26 protein-coding genes are annotated in these 23,188 nt (G+C 61.6%); 8 read left to right on the top strand and 18 right to left on the bottom strand.

From position 1 onward, the window contains the following. Positions 1-17: 17 nt before the first annotated feature. From LAC81_RS18940 to LAC81_RS18930, 3 genes are all read right to left on the bottom strand, one after another. Positions 18-872: an NlpC/P60 family protein gene (locus LAC81_RS18940; protein ID WP_223726018.1), complete on the bottom strand. Its 855-nt coding sequence runs from the start codon at positions 870-872 to the stop codon at positions 18-20. A 6-nt stretch (positions 873-878) separates the two neighbouring features. Then, positions 879-1,229, bottom strand: coding sequence for a MarR family transcriptional regulator (locus tag LAC81_RS18935; RefSeq protein WP_223726017.1), 351 nt, complete (start codon positions 1,227-1,229; stop codon positions 879-881). A gap of 82 nt (positions 1,230-1,311) precedes the next feature. Continuing rightward, the gene (locus LAC81_RS18930; RefSeq protein WP_223726016.1) at positions 1,312-2,703 is read right to left on the bottom strand and encodes a leucyl aminopeptidase family protein; all 1,392 of its coding nucleotides are present in this window, start codon (positions 2,701-2,703) and stop codon (positions 1,312-1,314) included. Between the two features lie 131 nt (positions 2,704-2,834). On the opposite strand from LAC81_RS18930, the gene LAC81_RS18925 reads away from it, so the two are divergent. Then, a complete protein-coding gene (locus LAC81_RS18925; protein ID WP_223726015.1) occupies positions 2,835-3,659 on the top strand; it encodes a tetratricopeptide repeat protein in 825 nt (274 codons plus the stop codon). Positions 3,660-3,685: 26 nt separating this feature from the next. On the opposite strand, the gene LAC81_RS18920 is transcribed toward LAC81_RS18925, so the two are convergent. From LAC81_RS18920 to LAC81_RS18870, 11 genes are all read right to left on the bottom strand, one after another. Next, positions 3,686-4,618, bottom strand: a complete 933-nt coding sequence (locus LAC81_RS18920; protein WP_273700194.1) for a ribose-phosphate pyrophosphokinase — start codon at positions 4,616-4,618, stop codon at positions 3,686-3,688. Positions 4,619-4,838: 220 nt separating this feature from the next. Continuing rightward, the gene (locus LAC81_RS18915; protein ID WP_223726014.1) at positions 4,839-5,822 is read right to left on the bottom strand and encodes a type II secretion system F family protein; all 984 of its coding nucleotides are present in this window, start codon (positions 5,820-5,822) and stop codon (positions 4,839-4,841) included. A gap of 9 nt (positions 5,823-5,831) precedes the next feature. Beyond that, on the bottom strand, positions 5,832-6,842 hold the full coding sequence (locus tag LAC81_RS18910) for a type II secretion system F family protein (RefSeq protein WP_223726013.1): 1,011 nt from the start codon (positions 6,840-6,842) through the stop codon (positions 5,832-5,834). A gap of 8 nt (positions 6,843-6,850) precedes the next feature. Next, a complete protein-coding gene (locus tag LAC81_RS18905; protein ID WP_223726012.1) occupies positions 6,851-8,320 on the bottom strand; it encodes a CpaF family protein in 1,470 nt (489 codons plus the stop codon). Positions 8,321-8,341: 21 nt separating this feature from the next. Then, a complete protein-coding gene (locus LAC81_RS18900) occupies positions 8,342-9,631 on the bottom strand; it encodes an AAA family ATPase (RefSeq protein ID WP_223726011.1) in 1,290 nt (429 codons plus the stop codon). Between the two features lie 18 nt (positions 9,632-9,649). Beyond that, positions 9,650-10,339, bottom strand: a complete 690-nt coding sequence (locus LAC81_RS18895; RefSeq protein ID WP_419195784.1) for a CpaD family pilus assembly protein — start codon at positions 10,337-10,339, stop codon at positions 9,650-9,652. Between the two features lie 62 nt (positions 10,340-10,401). Continuing rightward, the gene (locus LAC81_RS18890) at positions 10,402-11,937 is read right to left on the bottom strand and encodes a type II and III secretion system protein family protein (RefSeq protein WP_223726010.1); all 1,536 of its coding nucleotides are present in this window, start codon (positions 11,935-11,937) and stop codon (positions 10,402-10,404) included. A 22-nt stretch (positions 11,938-11,959) separates the two neighbouring features. Then, a complete protein-coding gene (gene cpaB, locus LAC81_RS18885) occupies positions 11,960-12,769 on the bottom strand; it encodes a Flp pilus assembly protein CpaB (RefSeq protein WP_113539893.1) in 810 nt (269 codons plus the stop codon). A gap of 118 nt (positions 12,770-12,887) precedes the next feature. Then, the gene (locus LAC81_RS18880) at positions 12,888-13,400 is read right to left on the bottom strand and encodes an A24 family peptidase (protein WP_113539892.1); all 513 of its coding nucleotides are present in this window, start codon (positions 13,398-13,400) and stop codon (positions 12,888-12,890) included. A 113-nt stretch (positions 13,401-13,513) separates the two neighbouring features. Then, on the bottom strand, positions 13,514-13,693 hold the full coding sequence (locus tag LAC81_RS18875; protein WP_113539891.1) for a Flp family type IVb pilin: 180 nt from the start codon (positions 13,691-13,693) through the stop codon (positions 13,514-13,516). A gap of 34 nt (positions 13,694-13,727) precedes the next feature. After that, complete coding sequence (locus tag LAC81_RS18870) at positions 13,728-13,910, bottom strand: Flp family type IVb pilin (RefSeq protein WP_113539890.1); 183 nt, start codon at positions 13,908-13,910, stop codon at positions 13,728-13,730. A gap of 258 nt (positions 13,911-14,168) precedes the next feature. On the opposite strand from LAC81_RS18870, the gene LAC81_RS18865 reads away from it, so the two are divergent. From LAC81_RS18865 to LAC81_RS18835, 7 genes are all read left to right on the top strand, one after another. Further along, on the top strand, positions 14,169-14,582 hold the full coding sequence (locus LAC81_RS18865) for a pilus assembly protein N-terminal domain-containing protein (protein WP_223726009.1): 414 nt from the start codon (positions 14,169-14,171) through the stop codon (positions 14,580-14,582). A 115-nt stretch (positions 14,583-14,697) separates the two neighbouring features. Beyond that, positions 14,698-15,321, top strand: coding sequence for a TadE/TadG family type IV pilus assembly protein (locus LAC81_RS18860; protein WP_223726008.1), 624 nt, complete (start codon positions 14,698-14,700; stop codon positions 15,319-15,321). 23 nt (positions 15,322-15,344) lie between these two features. Next, positions 15,345-15,914: a TadE/TadG family type IV pilus assembly protein gene (locus LAC81_RS18855; protein WP_223726007.1), complete on the top strand. Its 570-nt coding sequence runs from the start codon at positions 15,345-15,347 to the stop codon at positions 15,912-15,914. A gap of 146 nt (positions 15,915-16,060) precedes the next feature. Continuing rightward, positions 16,061-17,281, top strand: a complete 1,221-nt coding sequence (locus LAC81_RS18850) for a phosphopentomutase (protein ID WP_223726006.1) — start codon at positions 16,061-16,063, stop codon at positions 17,279-17,281. Then, complete coding sequence (locus tag LAC81_RS18845; protein WP_223726005.1) at positions 17,278-18,246, top strand: adenosine deaminase; 969 nt, start codon at positions 17,278-17,280, stop codon at positions 18,244-18,246. Before LAC81_RS18850 ends, LAC81_RS18845 begins: the two co-directional genes overlap by 4 nt. Before the next feature lie 123 nt (positions 18,247-18,369). Continuing rightward, complete coding sequence (gene upp / locus LAC81_RS18840) at positions 18,370-18,999, top strand: uracil phosphoribosyltransferase (RefSeq protein ID WP_113539885.1); 630 nt, start codon at positions 18,370-18,372, stop codon at positions 18,997-18,999. 185 nt (positions 19,000-19,184) lie between these two features. Then, on the top strand, positions 19,185-19,709 hold the full coding sequence (locus LAC81_RS18835; protein ID WP_223726004.1) for a retropepsin-like aspartic protease family protein: 525 nt from the start codon (positions 19,185-19,187) through the stop codon (positions 19,707-19,709). On the opposite strand, the gene deoA is transcribed toward LAC81_RS18835, so the two are convergent. From deoA to LAC81_RS18815, 4 genes are read right to left on the bottom strand one after another with little or no spacing between them, the layout of a single operon-like run. Next, entirely contained in the window at positions 19,702-21,018 is a 1,317-nt protein-coding gene (deoA, locus tag LAC81_RS18830; protein ID WP_223726003.1) for a thymidine phosphorylase, read from the bottom strand. The two genes, LAC81_RS18835 and deoA, sit on opposite strands and share 8 nt — an antisense overlap. Further along, positions 21,015-21,821 (bottom strand): purine-nucleoside phosphorylase, encoded by an 807-nt coding sequence (locus LAC81_RS18825; RefSeq protein ID WP_223726002.1) that lies wholly within the window; start codon positions 21,819-21,821, stop codon positions 21,015-21,017. Before LAC81_RS18825 ends, deoA begins: the two co-directional genes overlap by 4 nt. Next, positions 21,818-22,210 (bottom strand): cytidine deaminase, encoded by a 393-nt coding sequence (locus tag LAC81_RS18820; protein WP_043622805.1) that lies wholly within the window; start codon positions 22,208-22,210, stop codon positions 21,818-21,820. Before LAC81_RS18820 ends, LAC81_RS18825 begins: the two co-directional genes overlap by 4 nt. Positions 22,211-22,214: 4 nt before the next feature. Next, positions 22,215-23,186, bottom strand: a complete 972-nt coding sequence (locus LAC81_RS18815; protein ID WP_057247715.1) for an ABC transporter permease — start codon at positions 23,184-23,186, stop codon at positions 22,215-22,217. Positions 23,187-23,188 lie beyond the last annotated feature (2 nt).

Raw genomic sequence — 23,188 nt, 5'->3', positions numbered from 1 at the left:
CTTATCAAGCGCGGCGGTCAGGGACGGCGATAGCCCGTCGGCTGCTCATAGAGCCAGCCAATCCGCTCGATCGAGGCTTCCAACCCTTCGCGCGCAACCGTCATCGTATGGCCGTTGGCGTGGATCAAGGTTTCGTCGTCCTCCATCAGCGCGACGTGCCCCTTCCAGAAGACGAGGTCGCCGCGCTTGAGCTCTTCGCGCGCAATCGGCGTTCCCAGACCTGCTGCCTGCATGTCGGAATCGCGCGGTGCTTGCCTGCCTACCATCATCATCGACAATTGCACGAGACCGGAGCAATCGATGCCGAAGCCGGAGCGTCCACCCCAGAGATAGGGCGTTTCGACGAAGCGGGCAGCGACCGAGACATAGTCTTCCGGCACGACACTGCCGACCTCGATGCAGTGATTGGCGATAACCGCCTGGCCACCGTCGAGCAGGAAGTAGCGCGTTCCGCGGGTTTCGCGCTCATCGACAACCGTCAACCGGCTGCCCATCGAAAGCGGATAGACAGTCGGGAAGCGCAGATCGTGACCGGTATAGACGAAAGTGCGCGGTGCCGAGACGATGTGCGTCGGACTTTTGACCACCGGTGCGAGGCAATATTCCGGCAGGTAGCCGACATAGCCGTCGAGATCGGCCTTCACCCAGCACCAGCTCTCGCTGGTGTCGAGCACCCGCACCGATTCGCCGAGCAGCAGCTCGGTGTCGGTGCCGCAGCCGAGATCGGGCCGCGCCCGAAGCGGCGTAACCGGAACCGAGACACGGGCAACGCTTCCCTCGACGTAACGTTCGGCTTGCACGACACCGCGAAGGCGGTTCTCCGCGAGGTCGGGTCGGTAGGCATTCAGGCGGCGATCGGGCAGTGTCGACATATCTACTCACTTGGGCTGTTTGCGGCCCTGATCAATGATCAGGTCACCAAATTTTTCAAGATAGAGAGCACCCTCGACTGTCCTTTTGATGACGACGTTGCGGCGATCACGGTCATCGCGGGCGCGATCGACGAGGCCAAGCGCCCCCATTGTATCGAGCGCCCGCGTGATGACCGGCTTGGTGACGCCGAGGGTCGCTGCCAGGCCGCGAACGGTATGAGGCGGCGGCACGAGATAGATATGCAGGAGGATCGCCAGCTGCCGCAAGGTCAGGTCGCGGCTGTCGACGCGAACCTGAGCGACCGACACCGAGTGCCAAAGCCCTAGGGCCTGGGAAGGCGTAAGCTCGATCGGCAATGGCGGCTCCTGCGCAGGAAGATGATCCGCCACGATAGCGGCGGATCGTTACGCAAGCGTTTCTTTCTGCCAGCCGGTCCGGCTACTTCGCCATCTCCTGGATATGTTGGTAGAGCGCCCGAATCGCCTGTGCCTCGCCGCCAACCGGCGAATGCGGCCGTTCGGACTGCGCCCACCCGAAGATGTCGAAATGCACCCAGCTCTTGGTGTTGGTGACGAAGCGCCTGAGGAAGAGCGCGGCAGTGATCGAACCGGCCATCCCGCCCGCCGGCGCATTGGTCAGATCTGCAATCCGCGCCGAGACATCCTTGTCGTAGCCGTTGTGGAGCGGCATGCGCCACATCGGATCATCGACTTCGAGGCTTGCTTCCGAAAGATCACGGGCAAGGTCGGCATCGTCGGTGAAGAAGGGCGGCAGGTCCGGGCCGAGCGCGACGCGGGCGGCACCGGTCAGCGTTGCCATGTCGACCAGGAGGTCGGTCTTCTCTTCGTCGGCATAGGCGAGCGCATCGGCGAGGATCAGCCGGCCTTCGGCATCGGTGTTGTCGATCTGAACCGTCAACCCCTTGCGGCTGCGGTAGATGTCGCCGGGACGGAAGGCGTTGGCCGAGATCGAGTTTTCCACCACAGGCACGATGACGCGCAGATCGATCTTGAGCTTGGCGTCCATGATCATCAGGGCGAGACCGAGGACATTGGCGGCACCGCCCATATCCTTCTTCATCAGCAGCATGGAAGAGGCCGGCTTGATGTCGAGACCGCCGGTATCGAAGCAGACGCCCTTGCCGACGAGGGTTACCTTCTTGTGGCCCTTCTTGCCCCAGCGCAGCTCGAGCAGACGCGGCGCCTCGGCGCTTGCGCGGCCGACGGTATGAACCAGCGGAAAGTTCTGCGTCAGCAGCGCCTCGCCTGATATGACCGAGACATCTGCCTTGTAGTGGGCGGCAAGCGCGCGGAAGGCCGCTTCGAGCGCCTCAGGGCCCATGTCGTTGGTCGGCGTGTTGATGAGGTCACGCGCCAGGAACACGCCTGCAAGCTGCCGCTTGATGTCGGTGGCATCGGCGTCGGCGGGGATCAGCAGCGTCGGCGGCTCGCCCTTGCTGGCTTTGTAGCGCTCGAAGCGATAGGAGCCGAGGCCATAGCCAAGCGCCAGCCGGTTGGCCGTGAGCGGCGCAGTTTCGATGTGCCACTTGCCCGCCGGCAGCGCCCGCGCGAGCTTGCCGGCAAGGAAGGGCGCCTCCGACGGGTTGCTGCCGAGGCCGAAGAGTGCACCGCCGAGATGGCCGTCAGCGGATGGGATCAACAGAACCGCGCCGGAATCGGCGGTGAATCCAGCCTTGCGCGCCCAGTCCAAAGCGATCGGATCGATCGTCCCGGTCTCGATATGCGCCGGCGTGACGGCGAAAATCGGCAGGGTCTTGCCGGCGCTGGTGTTGAACGGCGACGGCCGTTCGATGAACTGATAGGGAGCCATGAAAGTCCTCGGCTGACAGAGATGGAATCGCGCCATTAACGCTCTGTTAGGGTTAACAGATTATTGCTGGAGTGAAAGTTGCGCCGGTGTTGTCTGAAGTTCAGGTGCGCGAATGCATGCTGGGGACACTCATGGCCAAACGCACGACTTCACCCTTGAAAGCCACTCATTTCCTCCAGGGCGCGGCGATTGCGCTGGTGGCCCTTTCGCTCGCCGGCTGCGCCAACCAGCCGAAGAAGGAGCTGACGACGGGCTCGATCTCAAGGCTTACTAAACCGGTGCAGTCGATGACCGCAACCGAACTTTCGGCGGCGGCTGAGAGCATCGGCCAAGCCTATGAAAAGAACCCCAGGGATCGCGAAGCTGGCCTCAACTACGCCAACCTCCTGCGCATGACCGGGCGCAACGAGCAGGCCCTCGCCGTCATGCAGCAGGTCGCGATCAACAACCCGTCGGACCGGGAAGTGCTCGGCGCCTATGGCAAGGCGCAGGCCGCGGCCGGCCAGCTCGATCAGGCGCTGTCGACGATCAGCCGTGCCCAGACCCCGGACCGTCCGGACTGGAAGCTGAAATCGGCCGAGGGAGCGATCCTCGACCAGCTCGGACGTCCGCAGGAGGCGCGCACGCGCTACCGCGAAGCGCTCGAACTCAAGCCGAACGAACCTTCCGTGCTTTCCAACCTCGGCATGTCCTACCTTCTGACCAAGGACCTTCGCACAGCGGAAACCTATCTCAAGTCGGCAACCGGCCAGCCCGGCGCTGACAGCAGCGTGCGCCAGAATCTCGCACTTGCCGTCGGGCTTCAGGGACGTTTCCAGGAGGCCGAGACGATCGCCCGACAGGAGCTCTCCAGCGAACAAGCGGAAGCGAACGTCGCCTACCTGCGCTCGATGCTTTCTCAGCAGGGTGCCTGGAAGCAGCTGGCCAAGGCTGACAATGCCAAGGCCGCGAACTAGCCGCGCCGCCGCACTGCATCGGACAATCAGTTGAAAAGGCTTGAAACGCTTTGGTCTCTAGCCGTGCGGGCCAAGGCTTCGCCTATCAATGGCGCGATGGCGAGGCGTCTGATGTTGGAGGTTTGACGCTGAGCTTCGGTTTCGCGAATGGAGTCGGTCACGACCAATTCCTTGAGGCTGCTGGCACCAATGCGTTCGCAGGCACCTTCGGAAAGAACGCCGTGGGTGATATAGGCTGAAACATCCGTGGCGCCCGCCTCCAACAACGCCTCAGCCGCGTTGATCAGCGTCCCGCCGCTATCGACGATGTCGTCGATCAGCAGACAGCTTTTGCCGGACACTTCGCCAATAATGTTCATCACTTCCGACACGCCGGCGCGGGGTCGCCGTTTGTCGACGATCGCAAGATCGGTCCCAATGCGCTTGGCGATGCCGCGGGCTCGCGCCACGCCGCCCACATCAGGCGAAACGACCATGAGGTTGCGGACGTCGTGGCGCCCTTCAATGTCGCGGGTCATCACCGGCGCCGCATAAAGATTATCGGTCGGAATATCGAAAAAGCCCTGAATCTGATCCGTATGCAGATCGAGCGTCATGACCCGATTGACACCCGCACCGGCGATCATGTTGGCGACCAGCTTCGCAGAGATCGGTGTGCGGCCAGTGGCCCGGCGGTCCTGACGGGCATAGCCGAAATATGGGATGACGGCGGTAATACGGCGAGCTGATGAGCGGCGCAGCGTATCCGTCAGAATCAACAGCTCCATGAGATTGCCGTCAGCAGGCGTGCTTGTTGACTGGAGGATATACACGTCCTCGCCGCGGACGTTCTCATGAAGTTGAACGTGGATTTCCTGGTCGGCGAAGCGCTTGACCGTGCAATCGGCCAGGGGGAGATCCAGGTAATTGGCAATGGCTTCGGCAAGGGCGCGGTTGGAGTTGCCGGTCACCAGCTTCATGAGCGCGATCCTGTTTTCAAGGAACCTTCGGGAGCAAGGTTTGAGCTTGCCACACCTTTAGTCGTTTGCGCGCTCAATCACAACCAATCGCGTCCCGCTCTTGCGAAACGATCGCTTTGGTTGTCCGCCCTTGGGCCTGGACCTTGGAAGGCCCCGAAGAGTGCCGGCGCCCTTGCTCCAGAGCTTTCCACGCCCGCGACCAACCTTCAAGCGGGGCGCCTTAGAACTTGTCGGCAACCTGGATGCCAGCAGGCCCGAGAATAACGGCGACCAGAACGGGCAGGAAGAAGAGGATCATCGGCACCGTCAGTTTCGGTGGCAATGCCGCGGCCTTCTTCTCGGCCGCTGTCATGCGCTGATCGCGGCTTTCCTGCGCAAGAACGCGCAAGGCCTGGGCGATCGGCGTGCCGTAGCGATCCGCCTGGATAAGGGCCTGGACGACCGACCTGACCTCGTCCAGGCCGGTGCGGACGCCGAGGTTTTCAAGCGCTGCACGACGCTCGGGCAGGAAGGAAAGTTCTGCCGTCGTGAGTACCAGTTCTTCCGCGAGAGGCTGTGACTGGGCCGCGATTTCGTCGGCGACACGCCGCATGGCCAGCTCCATCGACACGCCGGATTCAACGCAGATCAGTAGCAGGTCCAGAGCATCCGGCCAGGCGCGCCGGATCGAGTGCTGGCGCTTGGAGACCGCGTTGGCGACAATGATGTTGGGCGCATAGAAGCCGAGATAGGCGAAACCGATCGCGAAAAAGAGACGCACCATCAATGGCTTCTCGGCAAAGTTACCGAGCACGAAGATGTAGACGATCGCGACGAGCAGAAACAGGAAAGGCAGGCAGAAACGCGCGAACAGGAAAGTATTGAGGGCGTTCTGCGAGCGGAAGCCGGCCATTTTCAAACGGTTGACGGTGTTCTCATCCATGAGTGCGGTGCGCAGGTTGAGCCGTTCGACGATCTGGCGGATGGAGGCGTTGTTCTGGCCACGCAGGCTTGCTCTGCCGCTCTGTACGTCGGCAAGCCGCGCGCGTTCGCGGGCCCGGATCTGCTCCCGCTCGCTGGCGACCGACTTCATCCGCTTTCCAAGATCTCCCCGTTCGAAGAACGGCACGATGAGAGAATAGAAGGTCGCGAGCACGGCGAGTGAGACCAGAACCGCAAGGAGGACGTTCGGATCAGTCAGTGTCTTGATCAGGCCCGTATTCATCGATGCCCCTCAGATATCGAAGTTGATCATGTTGCGCATCACCATGATGCCGACGCTCATCCAGAAGAGGCCGAGACCGATAATCAGGTGACCGCGCGGATCGGTGAACAGGACCATCATGTAGGCGGGTGACGTCAGGTAAACCAGCAAGGCAACGATGAACGGCAGGGCACCGATAATGCAAGCGGATGCCTTGGCCTCCATGGACATCGCACCAACCTTTGCCCTCATCTTCTTGCGTTCGCGCAGTACCTTCGACAGGTTGCTGAGGGCTTCCGAGAGGTTGCCGCCCGCCTGCGCCTGAATGGCGATCACGATCGCGAAGAAGTTCACCTCGGGCAAAGGAATGCTGTTGATCATGCGGGCGCAGGCTTCGGTGACGCTCAAGCCGACCTGCTGGGATTCCACCACGCGGCGAAACTCGGTCCTGACCGGCTCCTGGCCGTCGGCGGCAATGAGGCGGAGCGCATCATTGAGCGGCAGGCCCGATTTGATCGAGCGGACCATGATCTCGAGAGCGTTCGGGAATTCCTCGAGAAACTTCTTGCAGCGTCGTTTGACCAGGAAGCCGACGGACCAGCGAGGCAGGCCAAGGCCGGCGATCACGGCGATACCGAGACCGATGGCGGGCCCGGCTCCCATGATCAGGGCGACGAGAAAGGCGAAGACGCCGAAGAGCGCGCTGTACAGATAGAAGCGTCCGACGGACATCGAAAGATCCGCCTGGGTCAGCCGCACCTTCATCGAAGGGGAAGACTTGGCCGAGCGTTCCTGCTGCTTCTTCTCGAGTTCCTTCAACGAATCCTGGACGGATTTGCGCCGCTTCGACAGTTCGCTGACACGGTCACGCGCTGCCTTCACCTTGGCACGGTCCGTTTCAGCCGCACTGACCTTGCGCACGCGGCCTTCCGCTTTCTTTTCGCTTTCGATACGCGAGAACAATAGGACGTAGGCCAGCGCCGCCGCCGATATGGCGACAAGAGCGGCCAACGCCAGAACGGTGATGTCTATGCCGAACATCGCAGCTCCTAGTTCTTGTCCATGGCGTCAAGGGTGGAGGCCAGGCGTTTGTCCTCGTTGAAATAACGGGCGCGATCCCAGAAATGCGGGCGGCCGATGCCGGTCGAGGTGTGGCGGCCAATGATGCGTCCGTTGGCGTCCTCGCCATCGATCTCGTAGCGCATCAGGTCCTGCGTGATGATCACGTCGCCTTCCATGCCCACCACCTCGGTAATATGGGTGATGCGGCGGGAGCCGTCGCGCAGACGCGACGCCTGGATGATCACGTCCACCGATCCGGCAATGATCTCGCGCACGGTCTTGGCCGGCAGGCTATAACCGCCCAGGGCGATCATCGATTCCATGCGGCTCAGGCACTCGCGCGGCGTGTTGGCGTGGATCGTTCCCATCGAGCCGTCATGACCGGTGTTCATCGCCTGAAGCAGATCGAAAACCTCAGGGCCACGCACTTCGCCGACGATGATGCGTTCCGGCCGCATACGCAGGCAGTTCTTGATGAGATCGCGCATGGTGATCTCACCCTCGCCTTCAATGTTCGGCGGGCGCGTTTCCAGACGCACGACATGCGGCTGTTGCAATTGCAACTCCGCGGTATCCTCACAGGTGATGACCCGCTCGTCGGTGTCGATGTAGCGCGTCAGGCAATTGAGCAATGTCGTCTTGCCCGAGCCGGTGCCGCCCGAAATGACGATGTTACAGCGGACGCGGCCGATGATCTGCAAGAGGACGGCGCCTTCCGGCGTTACCGAGCCGAAGCGGACGAGCTGCTCCAGCGTGAGCTTGTCCTTCTTGAATTTGCGGATGGTCAGTGCCGTTCCGTCGATGGCAAGCGGCGGGGCGATGACGTTGACGCGTGATCCGTCAGGCAGGCGGGCGTCGCAGATCGGGCTCGATTCGTCGACGCGGCGGCCGACCTGGCCGACGATGCGCTGGCAGATCGACAGGAGTTGGGCGTTGTCGCGGAAGCGGATCTCGGATTCCTGGACCTTGCCGCCGACTTCGATGAAAGTCTGACCGGCGCCATTGACCATGATGTCGGCGATGTCGTCGCGGGCAAGCAGCGGCTCGAGCGGACCGTAACCCAGCACGTCGTTGCAGATGTCGTCGAGCAGTTCCTCCTGCTCGGAGATCGACATCGCGAAGTTCTTGATCGTGATGATGTCGTTGACGATATCGCGAATTTCTTCGCGGGCGCTCTCGGTATCGAGCTTGGCCAGCTGCGACAGGTCGATCGTGTCGATCAGCGCGGAAAATACCTGCGATTTCGTATCGTAGTAGTCTTCCGTTCGTGCCGTGCGGCGTCGGGTCGGCGGAGCGGCGGCGGGCTGGACCTTGGGGATCGCGGATGTCGGCTCGCCCAGAATAGGCACGGCGGGCCGTTCGATTGCCACCGGTTGCGCAGCCACAACGGGCGGAGGAACGGCGGGACCCGGGGTACCGCTCTTGCCGAAGCCTTCGTTTCCGCGTTTGCCAAACATCTGCGTGATCCTACGTCCTGTCTATTTCCTGCCGAGTGCGGCCAGCACCTTGCCAAGTCCGCCGCGCCGGGCCTTCTTCATCGTTACCCGGCCCGTCAGAAGATGTGCGAGCTGCGAAAACGTTTCGGCAGCCGGCGCCTTCTTGTCGATCTCCGCGATCATCCGCCCGCTGTTCGACGCATTGCCGAACAGGGCCGCGTCAAAGGGAATAATCGCGACCGCTTCGGTTTCCAGCGATTCGCAGAACTCGCTCGCCGTAATCTCCGGACGCTTCGGCATCCCGACCTGGTTCAGCACCAGATGGGGCGGTTTGTCGTTTGGACGCAGTTTCTTCATTGCGTCGAGCAGGTTCTTGGTATTGCGCAGGGAGGCGAGATCAGGGGTTGCCGTGATCACCAGTTCGTCGGCTTCGCCGAGCACGGCGCGGGTCCAGTCCGTCCACACATGCGGGACGTCAAGGACGGAAACGGGGGCACTGCGCTGCAGTATTTCCAGGATCGGGTGGAACGCACCGGTCTCGAAATCATAGGCCCGGTCCAGCATGGAAGGGGCGGCCAGAAGCGACAGGTGATCGGAGCATTTGGTCAGCAACCGGTCGAGGAACACTTCGTCCAGGCGCTCCGGCGCGAATACAGCTTCGGCAATGCCCTGCGGTGGATCCTGGTCGAAATCGATATTGGCCGTGCCGTAGGGCAGATCGAGATCGGCGAGAATGGTCTCGGTCGAGAAGAGGCTGGAAATGCCCCAGGCGCAGTTGTGCGCGATCACGGACGAACCGCAGCCGCCCTTGGCACCGATGAAGGCGATGCTTCGGCCAAGGGGTTCCGCGTCCGGATCAACGAAGATCGCCGAAACGGCAGTCAGGATGTCCGGCATGGCCACTGGCGCGACCATGTATTCGGAAATGCCGTTGCGGATGAGTTCGCGATAGAGCCCGATGTCGTTGTATTTGCCGACGAGGATCACCTTGGTGCTCGGGTCGCAGACCGCTGCAAGCGGCGCCAGCTCGGTCAGAAGCGACCGCGGTTCGGTCGATGTCTCGAGGATTATGAGATTGGGGGTGGATACGGTCGCGAACATGTTTGCAGCCGCGTCGATGCCGCCGCTGTTGATCCGCAGGCTGACCTTGGCCATGCGCCGGTCCTGCCCGCAACGCTCCATCAGCCGCTGCATCGCATTGGTTTCGCAAAAGGCGTGGATCGATATCCGCGGCAGTGGGCGGACCTGCTCCAGGTCGCCCGTACGCACCTGGTCGAAGGAGGGATCGTCCCCCTCGACACCGGCTTCGATCCTGTAATCGATCGTGCTCATGTCTCCATCCCGCCGTTATCAGTTGAAGATGACGACCGGGCCGTCGCTCTTCTCGGTTCCGCGCCAGTCCGTGATCACCTGACCGCGCTGAACCGCGTCGATCGGCGACGTCTGGCGCGGACCGAGGAGGTCGGTCGGGTTGGCGAGCTGGGCTGCAAGGTTCGATTGCGAGGCGCAGCCGAAATTGTAGTAGTTCTTGTTTTCCATCGTGTTGAGGTTCAGATCTTCCGGCCAAGTGCCGCAGGGCGCCGTCTGGGCGGTGATCGCAACGTAGCTCAAGCGGATCGGTGCCGCGTCTCCGTAGGGTCCAGCGTCGTAGCTGGTCTCGAGCAGGCGCTTGGCCGGGACGCCGGCGGCAACCAGGACGCCGCGAATTTCTCTGCGCATCGTTTGGGCCGCACTGCTGTTGGCCGCGCCGCGCGGCATCATGATCTGCACGACGCCGCTTGCCGAATTGCGATAGTCAGAGGCGAACCCGGCGATGACGTCACGCGTGCCCTGGGTCAGGCGGTGATCGCCCGAAGCGATCGGAATGTCGATCGCGCGTTCGCCTTCAGCAAGCACGATTGGATGCCTGGTGCGATAGTCGTCCGGAATTGAGCCAGTGGCGAGATTGTCCCTCGTACCGCAGCTCGCAAGGAAAATGCCAGCAATGGCCAGCATGGCCATGCGGCTCGTGCATCGCATGAAGGCGCTGGATGTGCTCATGGACATGGCATTCGGCCTTTCAGGTGTCTCGTGGGAACCGGTTCGATGCGTCATGACCCGACCTATTTGTAAATGAAGCCGACATTGCCGTGGTAGCGACCCGCCGGAGCGGCCGCCTCCGGCCGTCCGTAGATGCGGTTCACGCGGCCAAGGAAGTAGCTGTCGAGATCATTGGCCGGATTGAAATTGTCGTCAGGCCGGGAGATCGCGCTTCTGGCGACGGGACGGACCAGATAGGGCGTCGCAATGATGACAAGCTCGGTCTCGTTGCGCACGAAATCCTTGCTGCGGAACAGCGTTCCGAGGATCGGGATCTTCGCCGCTCCCGGCAGGCCGGACATCGCTTGGCGGATGTTGTCCTGAACCAGGCCGGCGATCACGATCGAGCCGCCGGACGGCAGTTCGACGCTGGTCGAAGCTTCGCGCCTGCGGATCCCGAGGAAAGTGTTGCCCGGAACGCTGGCTTTGCCGTTGCCGGTGACAACCGATCCCTCATAGGTGGGTTCCGAGACGTTCGTCTCGATCTGCAGGCTGATACGCCCTGGGCCCAGGACGACGGGCTTGAAGTTGAGGCGGATACCGTATTCGACGTCATTGACTTCGCGCGTGACCTTGTCTTCGCCGGTATCCTTGTCAGTCGTGACTTCCTGTGTTCCCGCCATGCGGAATTCACCGCCGACATAGAACTTTGCTTCCTGCCCGGAAATCGCCGTCAGGCTCGGCTCGGCCAGCGTGCGCATCACGCCCGCTTGCTCCATCGCATTGATGTAGCTCGAGATCGTCGTTCCGCCGATCGTCCCTTTAGCAATCGCGTTGACACCGACACCGACCGCATCGCCGAGGTTGGCCGGATTGCGGAAACCGATGCCGCTTTCGCCGTCGCTGACGCGGCCGTTGAAACCGAGCTGCTTCAGCACCTGGCGGCTGACTTCGGCAACGGTGACCTTGAGGTTGACCTGGTCATCGCCGTCGATTGTCAGCAGGTTGACGATCTGCGAAACCTGCCGGTCTTCAGCAAAGATGTCCGCATCGCCGTTGTTGCCTTGCGCGGTAATGTTGCGCGTGGTCGCCTCACCGCCCTGGAGGAAGGCCTTGGCGAGATCGACGGCACGGGTAGAATCGAGCGGCGTGCGCACCGTTCCGGTCAGCACGATGTTGTCCGAGATAATCTCGACGTTGATATCGGCGTCCGGAATGAAGCGGCGCAAATTCGACTGAAGGTTGGCAATATCGCGTTCAACCTCGATGTCGAGGCTGACGATCTCCTCGCCGTTGGGGCCGAAGACAAAAATGTTGGTCTGGCCGACGGACTTGCCGAAGAGGTAGATACGTCGTGACGTACGGGTCACAGCGTCGGCCAGCGATGGGTCTGCGACGAGAATGTCGTGCGCGTCCGCGGGCAGGTCGACGACCACGGCCTTGTTCAAGCCAAGACTGACCTTCTTCTTTACGCCAGGGCCGCTTTCGACGATCCGTACGACCGACGAAGCAGCCGCCAATGCCGTCGGCGGCGTCGGCAAATACGTGCCAGAAAACGCCAGGCAGAAGGATAAACCGGCTGCGACAGACGCCCGAAATTTGTTTCCGCTCCGCTTCACCTTAAGCCCCGTTCTAACCTGGTTACTGCTGTGATTGGCCGACGGCACCATCGCTCTTGACGATGGACCCGGACTTGATGACCTGGATGCTCGGCTGACCGTCGCCGCTCAACAGGTAGTCTGCGGCGTCGGTGTCGGATTCCTGTGCGTCGGCGACGCTTCTGAGCGCCAATGAAATGCGCTCGGCCATCTGCTGCGCGACCGTCATCACCTTCGACTGGTCGGGCGTCAGCTCCAGTGTGGCGGTGGTGCCGACGACGGATTTCGTGCCATCTTCCTTCTCCTCGACCTGCTGGTCGATGGCCAGGACGCGTACATTACTGAGCACTGTTTCGGTCAGGTAGTGTTCGCCATCGCCCTTGCGGACCATGATGACGTCGACCCGGTCGTTCGGAAGGATGAAGCCACCGGCACCTGTCGCGACCGTGATTTCGGTCGCAACGGCGCGTTTGCCTGCCGGCAGCAGCGACGACATGATGCGGTTGGACGAGTCTGCAACCTTTTCGTGACGGACCGGCTCGCCGTTGAAGATCGGCAAACGCACGACGGCTCCAGTGAGGTCGTCGATTGCTGACGGTTGATTTTCGTCGGTGATGAGGCCGTCAACCACTCCGTCCTTCGGCCAGGCCATCCACTGGATGGAATCCCCGCCCAGGCGCGATCCGACAGGCAGGCTCTTGCTGGCAACCAGGACGTTGATAGTCGGGGCCCGCTCGATCAGAGGCTCGGCGGTCAACGGCGCAGGTGCGCGCGTCAGTTTCATCGCCAATAGACCAGCCATTGCAGCCGATAGAACGGCCACCGCCAGTATGATGATGCGAACCGGTTTCATGATCGTTTCCGAGCCCCGAAAAATTGCCAGGGTCAGATTGATCAGGAATTGGTGTAATTATAGTTAACGGATTGCTTATGAGGAGAGTTAACGAAAGATGACGCCCTGCGCCCGGGCCTCAGGAAAGGCGTGCAAAGGCCGCCTCCATAAGCGGTGAAGCCGGATAGGCAGCAAAGCCGCCGAGCGCGATTGCGACGCCATAGGGGATCTTCTTGGCCGTCAGCAAGAGCTGCGGAACCGGGATGCCACTCGCCAGTATCGTGTTTTCCTGCCGGCGCAACATCAGGATCGCAAGCGTCAGCAAGCCTCCGAAAATGGCGACGTAGAGCAGAAAAGCGGTCAAAGACGGGGTCAACCCGAACCAGACGGCGCTGGCAGTCAAGAGCTTGGCGTCGCCGCCGCCCATGACATTTACAGCAAACAGGCCGAAGCACACGGCAAAGACAGCCAGGGCCGCAGCCATATGCAGGCCGATCTCCCCGAAATCGAGTCCCGCCATCAGCGCCACGACAAGAAAACTGCCCAGAAGCACCACCGAAACGCGATTGGGAATCGTCATGGTCAGCAGGTCTGAAAAGGCTGCAAACCCAAGGCAAAATGGGAAAACCACGAAAATGGCAGCCTCAGTCATGGTTCCTGCCTCCAAGAAGAGCGCACGTAATCTCTGGTTCCCCATGGGGTTCCAGATAACAATGGAGCCGCTTTTGCAGCGGCTCCATTTCAGTCTATTGCGGGACCGGTTCGTTAGATCTTGCCGCTTGTCGCAATATTCGATCCGATCTTGTTGAGCGCGGAATCGAGGGTATTGCCAAGCGTGGTTGCACCAGCGATCAGGGCTGCGGAAACGAGCGCCGCGATCAGACCATACTCGATGGCAGTTGCGCCGCTGTCATCCCGCCGCAAGCAGCGGAAAATCTTCGCCATGCGAATGTCTCCCCGCTTGAACCGGCCAGTCCGATTAGAGGCTGCCCGTGCTTTCCGTAAGCTTGGTGCCCAGGCCGTCGAACGTGGTGTTGAGCGCGTTGCCAAGTGTGCTTGCGCCAGCAATGAGGGCAACCGAGATGAGGGCGGCGATCAGGCCGTACTCGATAGCGGTCGCGCCGGACTCGTCCTTCATCAGACGGGCAAAAATCTTCTTCATGATGATTCTCCTACTTCACAGTTGTTGTTCAGCACTTCCGCCAACTGTTTGCCGTTGATCGGATGACCTCAAATTAGTCTTGGCGCATTTCCATCGACTTAAAGAAGGCGGTTACCGACAGGTTAACGGTGCGTCCCTGATTTTTGGGTAAACGAACAGAAAACGGCACAGCGACCATCCGGTCTCGAAATGAGCGGTTTAACGGTTCATTCACCAAGACGAGTGAGTATGGCGTGAGCATCACCTCAAGGACCCGCCATGACCATGCCATCCGCGACCGGCCGAGCCGCCCTGTTTGCTTTCGTGATCGCATCGCTCGGCCCGGCGATCGCCGCTGGCGCAGAGAACGACATGATGCGCGTCTATATGGATCATGCGCGCGTGCTCAAACTCGACCGCCCGGTCAGCAAAGTCATCATCGGCAATGCCGAAGTGGCAGACGCCACGGTTGCCGACGCCCGAACCATCGTCATCACCGGCCGCAATTTCGGCACGACCAATCTGGTCATCCTCGACCAGGACGGAAACGCCATCGTCGATGAGCGGATTCTGGTCTCGATAGATGAAGGCAACACCGTACGCGTCTACAAGCAGACGTCGCGCACCGTGCTCTCCTGTACGCCAAATTGTGAACGGCACGCGGAGCGTAAAACCACAGGTAGCACCAACTGAATTTTATGGGTTTTGACCCGCGATTCGTTAAAATGCACCTGATCGGCAGGAACGAAATATCAACGCTTGCTCCATAATCTGCCGCCCGTCTGGCGTAACATGATGGGACGGCACAATGAGCATCGAGCAGGCAATCGAACGTGCGAGCGAGCCTGATTTCAGGCGAAAAGGCCTTCTGCGCCGCTTCATCCGCAACCGCAAAGGCACGACGAGCATCGAGTTCGCAATCCTCGCCCTGCCCTTCTTCCTCGTGATTTTCGCCTCGCTCGAAACCTTTGCCGCCTTCTATGGCGACCAGCTCCTGGCGAACGCGACGGAGACGATGGCGCGCAAGGTTCGCACCGGCCAGATTACCTTCCAGCGGGGCAAGGCCACGGATATGACTCAGGCGCAGTTTCGCCAGGCCTTCTGTAATGAAATCTCGATCCTGATGAAATGTTCAGCCACCGAAGCCGTCCAGCCTTCGCAGTTCTATCTCGACGTTCGCGCGGTCACGGACCTCAGCAAATTTCCAGTGAACATCCCGCGCAAGGCAGGTTCGACAGATATTGATACGACCGGCTTCAAGTTTGCCCCCGGCGGTCCGGGCAGCTTCAATGTGGTGCGTGCCTACTATCGCTGGAGCGTGATCACCGACCTCGTCCGACCGTTCGTCACCAATTTGCGACCCGCCGGCGCGAGCATGCCGAAGGATTATCTCATGGTGGCGACTGCCACCTTCCGAAACGAGAACGAGTGAGGTTCGCCGTGAAGCAGATTGCGATGCAAAAGAACCTCAAAGCGATTACCGGTAAGTTTCGCGCGCTGCGACGCGACCGGCGCGGCGTCGGAGCCGTCGAATTCGCGATTGTCGCACCCTTGCTGATCATGACCTATCTCGGCGCCTTCGAGCTATCTGTCGGCTTTACGGTCGCGGGCAAGACCGCGCGCGCTGCAAGTGCGGTCGCTGACATCATCGCGCAGCAATCGGAAGTCAACAAAGCCTTCCTCGCCAACGTGCCGAACATCGCCAAGAGCATTCTGCAGCCCTATGGGAACGCGAACTACACGCTGAAGATCACCGGTATCGAAGTCTCGGGCACCAACGAAGGCACCGTCATTTGGTCGCGCGATCAAGCCGGCGCAGTTCCCTACACCGTCAATTCGAAGGTCGCCCTGCCCGGCCAATTCACGGCCAACAAATCCTTCGTTATTCGGACGGAGCTGACAGTACCGCATGAGTTGCTGCTCTACGCTCCGAGCCTTGAGGCCACTGCGAAGACGATAAACCTCTCCAAGACGGCCTACTTCCATTCGCGCCTCGCCCAGTCGATAAAATGCACTGATTGCTGATCGGGCACCTATCCGGTGCAATTGCATTGCACCGTGTGCAGCGTTATCCCTTCGAGATTGCGCGTTGCGACGCCGTCAGGCGTCGTCGCGCTCTTCCAGAAGCTTTCGGAGCGCATTGCTTTCGCGCTTCCGCTGTCAGGTGCATCATGGCGCGTGCGTTTCTCTTCGTTCTCGATTCTTTCGGCATAGGCGGCGCGCCGGATGCCGAAGCCTATGGTGATCTTGGCGCCAACACGCTTGGACATATCGCCGAGTATTGCGCCACAGGCGCTGCCGACCGGGCGGGCCTGCGTCAAGGCCCGCTCAGTCTGCCGAACATGTCCGCCCTTGGCCTTGTTCATGCGGCCAAGCTCGCCAACGGCACGATCCCACAGGGCATGCCGGTGCCCAATCGCGTCTATGGTGCCTTTGGCGCCGCAAGCGAGGTCTCGCGCGGCAAAGACACACCCTCCGGGCATTGGGAAATCGCCGGCACGCCGGTGATGTTCGACTGGGGTTACTTCTCTTCCGAAGGCGACGCCTTTCCGCCCGAGCTTGTCGAGGCGATCTGCCGCGAGGGAAACATTCCGGGCATCCTTGGCAATTGCCACGCCTCCGGCACTGATATCATCGCCCGCCATGGCGAAGAGCACCTGCGGAGCGGCAAGCCGATCTGCTACACTTCCTCGGACTCGGTCTTCCAGATTGCGGCGCATGAACAGGCCTTCGGGCTCGATCGCCTGCTTGAGCTTTGCCAGACCGTCCGCCGTCTGGTCGACGACTACAATATCGGCCGGGTGATCGCACGCCCCTTCGTCGGCACGAGCCCGCAGACCTTCATCCGGACCGGCAATCGCCGCGACTATTCCGTGCTACCACCCGAACCAACGGTCCTCGACCGGCTGACGGAGGCGGGGCGTCTGGTCCATGCCATCGGCAAGATCGGTGACATCTTCGCCCATCAGGGTGTGACGAAACTGACGAAAGCCGACGGCAACATGGCGCTCTTCGACGCAAGCCTCGCGGCCATCGACGAGGCCGAGGACGGCAGCCTGGTCTTCACCAACTTCGTCGATTTCGACATGCACTACGGCCACCGTCGCGACGTCGCCGGCTATGCCGCAGCACTCGAGGCCTTCGATGCGCGCCTGCCGGACCTCGACCGCCGCCTGCAACCAACAGATATCGTCATCCTGACCGCCGATCACGGCTGCGACCCGACCTGGCGAGGCACCGACCACACGCGTGAACGCGTGCCTGTGCTGATGTTCGGCCCGGCGCTGCGTAGCCGCTCGCTCGGCGTCGCCAACACCTTCGCGCATATCGGCGAAACCGTCGCCAAACATCTCGGCATAGCGCCGGGCCACCATGGGAGAAGCCTCATTTGACCGCACATCTGAAGAAGGCGGAACTGCATTGCCATATCGAGGGCGCGACGCCGCCCGAACTGGCGTTGTCCCAGGCCGAGAAATACGGCATCGATACCAGTGCGATCATCCGCGACAAGGCCTACGTCTGGGAAGACTTCACCAGTTTCGTGAAGTGCTACGACGCCATCGCCTCGCTGTTTCGCACCGAGGAAGACTATGCGCTGCTGGCGGAAGCCTATCTGACGGAGCTGGCCGAGGCCGGCACGATCTACAGCGAGATCATCGTTTCGCCCGACCACGGCAACACAATCGGCCTTGGTGCGAAGGCCTATCTCGAGGGTCTTGCCGCCGGCATGGAGTCCGCCAGGCAAAAGACCGGGATCGAGTCGCGCATGCTGATCACCGGCATCCGCCATCTCGGCCCGGAGTCCGTGATCAAGACCGCCGAATTCGCGGCCAAGCGGGAGCACGCGCTCGTCACCGGTTTCAACCTTGCCGGCGAGGAGCGCATGCACAAGGTAGCCGATTTTGCACGCGCCTTCGACATCGTCCGTGACGCCGGCCTCGGCCTGACGATCCATGCGGGCGAGCTCTCCGGCGCCTTCAGCGTCCGCGACGCGCTCGACCATGTTCGGCCGTCCCGTATCAGCCACGGTGTGCGGGCGATCGAAGACATGGAGCTGGTGCGGCGCCTTGCCGACACGGGCGTCGTGCTGGAAGTCTGCCCCGGCTCAAACATTTCGCTGCAGGTCTTCCCGGACTTCGCCTCGCATCCGCTGAGAGCTCTTCACGCAGCTGGCGTGCGCGTGACGCTCAACTCCGACGATCCGCCGTTCTTCCACACTTCGCTTGCGCAGGAGTATGACATCGCCTCTGCGGTCATGGGCTTCACCGACGCAGAGATCAACGGCATGACCCGCACGGCGATCGAGGCGGCCTTCGTCGACGAGCCGACACGCCAGCGGCTGCTCGCGCGCATCTGAGGACCGCTTTCCCGTTTCGGGTTGGCCGGCTGGGGATGACGCTCTCCTGCCGGTCAACACCCTTGCGGCAATGACGCATTCCATGGAAAAAGGACGGATACAAAAAATCCGGAAAGGTGAGCCATGAACGGCGTTACAGTGATCGATCATCCGCTTGTGCAACACAAGCTGACCATCATGCGCAAGAAGGAGACCTCGACTGCAGGTTTCCGCCGGCTTCTCCGAGAGATTTCGACCTTGCTCTGCTACGAGGTGACGCGCGATCTCGAACTGACGATGGAGCGGATCGAAACGCCGCTGCAGGAAATCGACTCGCCGATCCTCGAAGGCAAGAAGCTGGTCTTCGCGTCTATCCTGCGTGCCGGCAACGGTCTGCTCGAAGGCATGCTCGAACTGGTGCCTTCCGCTCGCGTCTCCCACATCGGCGTCTATCGCGACCATGAGACGCTGCAGGCGGTGGAATATTTCTTCAAGGCGCCGGAAAGCCTGTCCGAACGCCTGATCATCGTCGTCGACCCGATGCTCGCCACCGGCAATTCTTCGATTGCGGCAATCGACAAGCTGAAGGAACGCGGCGCCAAGAACATCCGCTTCCTCTGCCTGCTTGCCGCCCCCGAGGGTATCCGCAACTTTCAGAGTGTACATCCGGACGTGCCGATCTTTACCGCGTCGATCGATAGCCACTTGAACGAGCTCGGCTATATCATGCCCGGTCTCGGTGATGCGGGTGACCGCATGTACGGCACCAAATGATTTCCTGATCCTTAACCAGGATTGCAGATCTGCAAGAAAGCCGCCGGTTTCCGGCGGCTTTTTTATGTCGTCTTAGGCGTCATCCGGTCTACTGCCCCTAAGCGGTGTGCCATTCTTCTGGCGCATAGAAGGTTTCAGCAGCAATTCGAGTTTGCTGCATCCGATGCCGTTGAGGGGGAATGCCCATGCTCGTCCGTTTGCTCGCATTGGCTGGTGTGGCCGCGCTTGCAGCCATGGTGGTTCCGCACCTGGCAACGACGGCCCTGACGCAAGGTGGCGACAAGACGGCTGCCGAAGAACCTGCGGTTCCACCCACGACCACGGCCAAATATGCGACCGGGCGGAGCGTGGTGCTCGAGGCGGATGGGAGAGGACATTACTTCGGCACCTTCCGCATCAACGGCCGTTCCGAACGCGGCCTGGTCGATACCGGCGCAAGCGCCATTGCCATCAACATTTCGACCGCACGCCGGCTCGGGCTGACACCGAGCGCACTATCCTTCACCGCCCGCGTCAGCACCGCCAATGGCGTCGTCGAAGCAGCTCCGGCGATGCTGAGCCGGATCGAGATCGGCGGCATATCAGTGCGCGATGTTCAGGCGCTTGTACTGCCGGACAAGGCGCTTAGCGGAACGCTAATCGGCATGACGTTCTTGAACCGGCTGTCGTCGTTCCGCGTCGAAGACGGCGCCCTGCACCTCGTCAGGTAATCCTCGCAAGAATGGGCGAGCGCTTCGCCGGCGCCATATCGTCGAACGTGTAGAGTTCGTACAAGCGATGACGGGCTCTCTCCGCCGAGTCCTGATCGGCCGCATGCACGAAGGCGATCACGTCGCCCTTCTCGATCCGCGTGCCGAGCGGCTTCAACGCATCGAAGCCGACCCGATGATCGATCCTGTCATCCGGATGCGACCGTCCACCGCCGAGCGCGATAACGGCCATGCCCAGCTCTCGGGTCTCACAGGCTGCAAGATAGCCGGACCGTTTCGCTTCGACCGGCAAGATGACCGGCGCACGTCCGAGATAGGCCACCGAGCGCTCGACGAAATCCGTCGGGCCGCCGAGCGCATGCACCATTTTTCCGAAACGTTCGAGCGCCGCTCCGCTGCCAAGCGCCTTGCTTGCCAGCGCTTCACCCTGTTCGGTGTCAGAAGCGACGCCCCCCGCCACCAACATTTCGCCAGCAAAGGCCAGGACGACCGTTTCGAGCCGCGTGCCTTTCTTCTCACACCGAAGGAACGCCAGGCAATTGTCGATCTCCAACGCGTTGCCGGCCGCATCGGCCAGCGGTTCGTTCATATCGGTCAGGAGCGCCGAGGTGCGGACACCGGCGCCGTTCGCGACATCGACCAGCGAGCGCGCCAACACCTCCGCCTCCCTCGCTTCACTCATGAAGGAGCCATTGCCGAGCTTGACGTCGAGCACCAGCGACTGGAGGCCGGCGGCGAGCTTCTTGGAAAGTATCGAAGCGGTGATCAGGGGTACCGAATCGACGGTCGCGGTCACGTCGCGGATCGCATAGAGTCGCTTGTCTGCCGGAGCGAGGTTCGCCGTCTGACCTATAATGGCGCAGCCGATTTCGTCGACCGTGCGGCGGAACACGGCAGCCGACGGTTGGATATCATAGCCGGGTATCGATTCGAGTTTGTCGAGCGTGCCACCCGTGTGTCCAAGCCCGCGTCCTGAAATCATCGGCACGGCAAGCCCGCAGGCAGCAACGATCGGTGCCAACATCAGCGAGACATTGTCGCCGACGCCACCGGTCGAATGCTTGTCGGCGATTGGGCGAGCGACTGTGCTCCAGTCGAGTGTTTCGCCGGAGTCGCGCATCGCCAGGGTCAGCGCCACGGTCTCGTCGCGGCTCATGCCGGAGAACCAGACAGCCATGGCGAAGGCAGCAACCTGCCCTTCGGAGATTGAACCATCCGAAAGGCCGCGGACAAAATCGGCGATCTCGGCCGGAGCGAGGCGTTCGCCGTTGCGCTTGCGCCTGATTGTTTCCTGCGGAAGCATCGTCACCCGTGCACCGCATCGGCTGCGATCATATCGGCAAGGATAGCGGCGAGCCGCTTGCCACCGACAGGGGCCATATCCTTCGTCTCGTGATGGCTAATCTCGCCCCCGGTCATGCCGGCGCCGAAATTGGTGATGACGGAGGCTGCGACGACGCGGAGACCGAAAAAGCGCGCAAGGATAACTTCCGGGACCGTAGACATGCCAACGGCGTCCGCGCCGAGGATACGCGCCATGCGGATCTCGGCCGGCGTTTCGAAGCTCGGGCCTGAGAACCACATATAGACGCCGTCGATGAGCGGTATGCCGAGACGCTCAGCACTCGCCTGCATTCTCGCGGCAAGCTCGGCATCGTAAGCATTGGTCATGCCGACGAACCGGTCGTCGCTCTCGACGCCGATCAACGGATTGAAGCCAGAGTAGTTGATGTGGTCGGAAATCCGCATCACCGATCCCGGCGGCAAATCCTCTCGTAGCGATCCGGCGGAGTTGGTGAGCACGAGGCACTCGATGCCGAGAGCCTTCAGGGTTTCCAGCGGCAGGCGCATCGCATTGGCGTCGCCCTGCTCGTAGTAGTGCACACGACCGGAGAGCATGACGACCGGCACGCCTGAGAGCGTTCCGGCCACGAGTTCCCCGGCGTGGCCGGAGACGCTGCTGACCGGGAAGCCCGGTAAGTCGGCATAGGAAAGCCGCAGCGTTTCATCGAGCGCGTCGACCAGCGATCCGAGGCCGGAACCGAGCACGATGCCATAGCGTGGAGAAAGGCCTCCGAGCCGGGCCTTCAGCAATTCAGCAGCCGTGGTCATCCGAGAATCTCGGTCTCGAAGCTGTGCGGCAGCAGGTCCGACAGCGCCAGGGTCTTCTTCACTCCGGTCTCGTCGCAGAGGAAGATGCGCGTGCTGGCGCCAGAAAACTCGGCCAACCGCTGACGGCAGCCGCCGCAGGGCGGGCAGAGTGCCAGCTTCTCGGCAATCACCGCCACTTCCAGGATCTTGCGTTGGCCGGCCATGACCATATGGCTGATGGCCGTGGTCTCCGCGCACCATCCCTCAGGGAACGACAGGTTCTCGATATTGGCGCCGGTATAGATCTTGCCGTCCTCGGCGCGGATTGCCGCGCCGACCGGAAACTTTGAATAGGGCGCATGCGCCTTGGCCATCGCGTCGCGCGCGGCCTCGAACAGTTCCTTTTCCATGGTTCTAGCGCTCCTTGACATAGGGGACGCCGCCGGCCTTCGGCGGAATGGCCTTGCCGATGAAGCCGGCAAGCAAGATCACAGTAAGGATGTAGGGCAGCGCCTGCATCAGCTGCACCGGCACCTGGCCGATCAGCGGCAGCGGATTGCCCTGGAGACGGATCGCCAACGCATCGAGGAAGCCGAAGAGCAGGCAGGCCAGCATGATGTTGAACGGCCGCCACTTGGCGAAGATCAGCGCTGCAAGCGCGATATAGCCCTTGCCGGCGGTCATGCCCTTGACGAAGCCGGCGGTCATCGCCAGCGACAGATAAGCGCCGGCAAAACCGCAGAGGATGCCGCAGCAGATGACGGCACGATAGCGCAGCCAGAGAACCGAAATGCCGGCGGTGTCGACTGCACCCGGATTTTCGCCGACCGCCCGCAGACGGAGACCGAAACGGGTACGGTAGAGGATCCACCAGCTGATCGGCACCATGGCGAAGGCGACATAGGTCAAAAGGAAATGCCCGGAGAGCAGATCCGAATAGATCGGGCCGAGAATCGGAATCTCCCTGACGCTGTCGGCATAGGGGAAGGTGATCGTCTGGAAACGCGAACCTTCGCCAAGCGCCGGCGTGCGGCCGCCCTGGCGAAACCAGGCTTCGCCGAGAATAACCGTCGAGCCGGCAACGATGAAGTTGATCGCGACACCGGAAACGATCTGGTTGCCGCGCTGAGTGATCGAGGCATAGCCATGCACCAGCGACAGAGCGATCGAGATCAGAATGGCCGCGAGCAGGCCCATCCAGACGGACTGGGTGACGGCGGCGACAGCGCCGGCGGCGAACGCAGCACCCAGCATCTTACCTTCGAGGCCGATGTCGAAGACGCCGGCACGTTCGGTGAAGAGCCCGGCAAGCGCTGCGAAGATCAGCGGTACGGAAACGCGGATAGTGGACTCAAGGAGCACCACGATGACGTGGAAGAAATCCATGG

The organism is Ensifer adhaerens (assembly GCF_020035535.1).
Classification (GTDB): domain Bacteria; phylum Pseudomonadota; class Alphaproteobacteria; order Rhizobiales; family Rhizobiaceae; genus Ensifer.
The sequence above is the reverse complement of the archived record's forward strand: the minus strand, read 5'-3'. Positions and strand labels throughout refer to the sequence as shown.